General features: G+C 60.5%; 5 protein-coding genes and 1 pseudogene. 3 read left to right on the plus strand and 3 right to left on the minus strand.

Going from position 1 to position 4790, the window contains the following annotated elements; translation table 11 throughout:
- Both ACXRVY_RS17510 and ACXRVY_RS17515 read left to right on the plus strand, forming a co-directional pair.
- Positions 1–192: CHAD domain-containing protein (locus tag ACXRVY_RS17510; RefSeq protein WP_458237857.1), on the plus strand; the 192-nt coding region annotated here is incomplete at its 5' end.
- Between the two features lie 231 nt (positions 193–423).
- Positions 424–1221: an acyl-CoA thioesterase gene (locus tag ACXRVY_RS17515; protein ID WP_223462500.1), complete on the plus strand. Its 798-nt coding sequence runs from the start codon at positions 424–426 to the stop codon at positions 1219–1221.
- Here ACXRVY_RS17515 and ACXRVY_RS17520 read toward each other — a convergent pair whose 3' ends face one another.
- The 3 genes from ACXRVY_RS17520 to ACXRVY_RS17530 form a co-directional block, all read right to left on the minus strand.
- Positions 1222–1587 (minus strand): terminase, encoded by a 366-nt coding sequence (locus ACXRVY_RS17520; protein WP_223462501.1) that lies wholly within the window; start codon positions 1585–1587, stop codon positions 1222–1224.
- A 244-nt stretch (positions 1588–1831) separates the two neighbouring features.
- Positions 1832–3313 (minus strand): methyl-accepting chemotaxis protein, encoded by a 1482-nt coding sequence (locus tag ACXRVY_RS17525; protein WP_458237858.1) that lies wholly within the window; start codon positions 3311–3313, stop codon positions 1832–1834.
- 205 nt (positions 3314–3518) lie between these two features.
- Positions 3519–4328, minus strand: coding sequence for a TatD family hydrolase (locus tag ACXRVY_RS17530; protein WP_223462503.1), 810 nt, complete (start codon positions 4326–4328; stop codon positions 3519–3521).
- A 236-nt stretch (positions 4329–4564) separates the two neighbouring features.
- Between ACXRVY_RS17530 and ACXRVY_RS17535 the strand changes: the two are divergent.
- Positions 4565–4790, plus strand: a pseudogene (locus ACXRVY_RS17535) (transglycosylase SLT domain-containing protein); the annotation flags it as partial.

Below are 4790 nucleotides of genomic sequence, written 5' to 3' on the forward strand. Positions count from 1 at the left end.
GCCATGCCCCGATTGAAAGCGGCCCAGGGCGCGCTGGGTGACTGGCACGATTGCGTGCAATGGCTGGCCATGGCTGAACAGGAAGCGGATTTGCAGCCCTGTGTTGCGGTCTGGAACGCTACCATGGCCGAGGCTGAACAGCGTGCGGACCGGGTGCTGGAAAAACTCAGCAAGGCATGTTTCAAATCCTGAAAACACCGGAGATCCATTGTAGGAGCGAGCCTGCTCGCGATGAGGTCGTGACATTCAACATTGATGTTGGCTRTCCGGGCGCTATCGCGAGCAGGCTCTCTCCTACAGGTTATATGTTCGGCACGAGCCTTGTGCGGCTCATCTGTCAGTCAATTTGGCCGGAATAGGCGATGTATCAACTACGCCAGATGGTTAAGATCCCTTCATCTTTTTCCGATCCCTGAGGTTTTCATGCGCTTTTCCGAACTGCTCGACGCTGTCCGTAGTCAGCCAGCGGAGCTGTCTATCCCGGCCTCCTGGGCCCAGGGGCGCGCCAGTTTCGGTGGCCTGGTGGCCGCCCTGCAGTACGAAGCCATGCGTGCCCGGGTGCCAGCGGATCGCCCGGTGCGCTCGCTGGCAATCACCTTTGTCGGCCCGGTTGAACCCCAGGTTCCGGTCAGTTTTGAGGTCGACGTGTTGCGCGAAGGCAAGGCGGTCAGCCAGGTGTTGGGCCGGGTGATGCAGAAGGGGCAGGTGGTGACATTGATCCAGGGCAGTTTTGGCGCCTCACGCCCTTCGGAAGTGGCGGTGGTCGCTGAGCCGGCACCGGAAATGAAGCACTGGGACGAGTGCCAGGAATTGCCTTTTGTCGAAGGCGTCATCCCGGAATTCATGCGGCATCTGGCGATGCGCTGGAGTGTCGGCGGGCTGCCGTTCAGCGGCAGCACATCCCGGCAAATGGGCGGCTGGGTGCGCTTGCGCGGTGGCGTAAAGGAAGAGGCCATCAGCGAGGCGCATATTCTGGCGCTGGTGGACGCCTGGCCACCGGCCCTGATGCCGTTTTTGAAGAAGCCGGCGATGGGCAGCACGCTGACCTGGACCATCGAATTCGTGCAGCCGCTGCTGGAACTGAACACCCTGGACTGGTGCAAGTATCTCGTCGAGACCGAGCACGCCGCCGACGGCTACGGGCATGCTGCCGCGAAAATGTGGAGCGCGGATGGCCGGTTGATCGCCATGAGCCGGCAGACGGTGACCGTGTTCGCCTGATCAGTGACGGCGGTGGCGCTCACGCCAGGCGCGCCACCAGCCACCGCTGAGGAAGAACCGTGGAAACGTCAGGAACTGCTCGACCAACAGGCGCGATATCGCATCCTTGCGATCGCTGAAGGGTTCGGCGGCTTGCGTTTCCAGGCGGTGGCCGTGGCGTTGCAAGGCCAGCGCCGCAATCACCCCGATCACGCCGATGGCGATGTTCGAAAGGGTCAGGCTGAACAACCCGGACACAATCAGCAGAAACGCAACGATGAACAACGGCACCGCGATCAGGTGCAGCACCAGATTGGTCGGGTGCTGATGATTGTTCGGGTACGCTCGCCATTGCCAGGCGGGAAGGTTGGGGTGACGTTTGCCCATGATGCTGATCCTCGATCCATGTTGAACACATGTAATGAAGAATAGGCCCGGTCAATGCCGGCGGCGAATCAAGGCTGGCTATTGGCTTGATAGGTGTCATGGCCAATTATGATGTTGTCTGATCTGACGCTTTCGTCGGAACGCCGCCCGGGGCAAGTCCGCTCCCACAGTAGTTAGTGGTTGAACACAAAGTTTGCGATCAACCGAGAAACCTGTGGGAGCGGGCTTGCCCGCGATGAGGCCCTCAAAGTTTGAGCTGACCGATAGCCTTGCTCAACTCTCCGGCCAACACCGCCAGCTCATTGCTGGTGGTCGCCGACGTCACCGTCTGCTGCACCGTGTTCTCGGTCACGTCACGGATGCTCACCACCGCCCGGTTCATCTCTTGCGCCACCTGACTCTGCTGCTCGGCTGCCACAGCAATTTGCGTATTGCTTTCACGCATCTGCGCTACCGCGCCAGTGATCTCGGCTAAAGCGGCCCCGGCCTCTTGCGCCTGCTGCACGCAATCGTCGGCCTTGAGCGAACTCTCTTGCATGAAATCCACGGCGTCCCGTGTGCCGKCCTGCAATGCCGACACCATGATCGTGATTTCGTCCGTGGAGGCCTGCACGCGTTTGGCGAGGTTGCGCACTTCATCGGCAACCACCGCAAATCCGCGCCCCATCTCGCCGGCCCGGGCCGCTTCGATGGCGGCGTTCAGTGCCAGCAGGTTGGTCTGCTCGGCGATGCTGTGAATCACGTTGACCACGCCATTGATCTTCTGGCTGTCCTCGGCCAGGCGTTGAATCATCTCGGCGGTCTGCTGGACGCCGGTAGACAATCCGGCAATCGACCTCTGCACCCGCGTCACCACTTCCCGCCCGCTGCTGGCCAGGGTATCGGCCGATTGCGAAAGGTCACGGGTGGCGCCTGCGTGTTGGGCAATGTGATAGACCGTGGCCGTCATTTCGTTGATCGCCGTGGCCGCCTGGTCGGTTTCGCTTTGCTGGCCCAGCATGCCGTGGCGCACTTCATTCATGCTGGCCGCCAGCCGCGCGGCACCATCATCCAGTTGCCGGGCGGTGCTGGCGACAGTATTGACCACTCGTTGATAACCGGCCTGCATGGCGTTGAAAGCATTGGCCATTTGCCCGACTTCGTCGTTGCAAGCCAATGGCACGCGGGCCGACAGGTCTCCGGTTTTCTCCACGTGCAACATGACGTCCTTCAAGGTGTTGAGCTGGCTGAGCAGGAAGCGGATCAATAACTGCGATGCGCCGAGCATTGCCAGCATCAGGATGAACACGGCCAACGCGTAGTTGGCGAAGCGCTCGCTAAACACCTGGCTCAGACTTGGGCCGTGGGCAATCACGGCCACCTGCTGACCACCAATGCGGGTAAAGACTTCGGCGCCCATCAACGGGTTGTCACCGAACAGCGGCATCGCGTTGATCTCGACCCAGCCATTCGCATTGGCCAGTTCCGGCACGGTTTGCCCATCGAGCATGGGCGCCCCCCCGCGATTGTACGTCAGCAGATTTGCGGCGTTGGGCAGCGGCTGCCCTGCGGGCCAGGCTTCGAGCAGTCGCGCCTGGGCCTGGACCGAAGCCTGGTTGGCATGACTGCGAGCGTGCTGTTCGAGCTGCACCGCGTATAACACCAGCAACAGGGTGGTGATGAAGGCGACGGCGTTGACCGCCCAGAATTTGTATTTCAGCGAAATATTGCTAAGCCAGGCACCCATGGAGGTTTTCTCTGATAGCGGAAACAGTTTTGGCAAGGTGCCATTATTGTGCCGCTACTCAGGTGGCTGATTCTTGATGCAGATCAACAGGCTGCACCATTACTCCTTGTATGAGCGAGCCTGCTCGCGATGGCGATGCAACATTCACCATTGAGGTGACGGTTAGATCGCATCGCGAGCAGGCTCGCTCCTACAGGGGTAACGTTTACAGGTCGATAGTGGGCAGCCCATAAAACGCCCGTGCGCACGCAGTTGTGTGCGCCGCCAGATCTTCCTGGCTTTCTGCGCGATGCAGCGCCACTTCACGCAATACTTCGGTCAGGTACGCCGGCTCGTTTCGCCCGTTTTTCGGCTTGGGGCGCAGGCTGCGCGGCAGCAGATACGGTGCATCGCTTTCGAGCATCAGGCGTCCACGCTTGATTTCCTTGACCAGCGGATGCAAATGCGTGCCCCGGCGCTCGTCGCAAATCCAGCCGGTAATGCCGATGTGCAGATCAAGGTCGAGATAGCTGAACAGTGCCTTCTGTTCTCCGGTGAAACAGTGCACCACGGCAGCCGGCAGTTGATCGCGGAAGTCGCGCAGGATCTCCAGCAAACGCTGGCTGGCATCGCGTTCGTGGACAAAAACGGGCAACTGCAATTCAACGGCCATGGCCAGGTGTTCTTCGAAGACCTTTTCCTGCTGCGCACGCGGCGAGAAGTCACGGTTGAAGTCCAGCCCGCATTCGCCCACGGCCACCACATTCGGCTCCTTGAGCAAGCTGCGCAACCGTCGGGCGCTGTCGGCGTTCCAGTCGCTGGCGCAATGAGGGTGAATACCGGCGGTGGCGAACAGGCGCTGAGCACTTTCGTCCAGTTGCTGGCACAGCTCAAGAGCCTGTTCACTGCCCTCGACACTGGTGCCGGTCAGCACCAGTTGGCACACGCCGGCCGCGTAGGCACGGTCGAGTACGGCCTGGTGTTTGTCGGCAAAACTGGCGTTGGTCAGGTTGACGCCGATATCGATGAGTTGCATGGTGCTACCTCGGCCCAAAGGCCGGAAAGCATATCAGAGCCGTGGATTTATAAGAAAAGCCAAGAACTACAACGGGTTAACGCTGTCTCTTGAGCCGCGGGCCAGACCGGGTTGGTAGTTTTGCCATCATTGTGCCAGTCTTGCTCACGTTGCCAGCGCCCTGGGCGCTCTGTTTTGTCGCTGCGCTTGATGCCATCTGTCATTGAAGCGGGCCTCATATTCTTTCCGGAGAGTGGATGATTCGTCCCTCGGTTTTGCTACTGCTGTGCTGTTCGCTGCTACTGCCGATGTCGGCGGTCGCGCGTCTGCCCGGGCCACTGCAAGCCGTACCGGCCAGCGAGGTACGGGACCTTGCGCAAATCCGCAGCAGTCGTGTGCTGCGGGTGTTGGTCAACCAGAGCCGTAACAGTTCCGGGGAAGTCCAGGGGCAGGCGATCGGGGTCGAATACCATCGCTTGAGAG

The sequence above is a fragment of the Pseudomonas sp. P5_A2_2 genome (assembly GCF_054177685.1).

Coding starts and splice junctions, on each gene's coding strand:
- ACXRVY_RS17515 (WP_223462500.1), top strand. CDS start 424: ATGCGCTTTTCCGAACTGCTCGACGCTGTCCGTAGTCAGCCAGCGGAG.
- ACXRVY_RS17520 (WP_223462501.1), bottom strand. CDS start 1,587: ATGGGCAAACGTCACCCCAACCTTCCCGCCTGGCAATGGCGAGCGTAC.
- ACXRVY_RS17530 (WP_223462503.1), bottom strand. CDS start 4,328: ATGCAACTCATCGATATCGGCGTCAACCTGACCAACGCCAGTTTTGCC.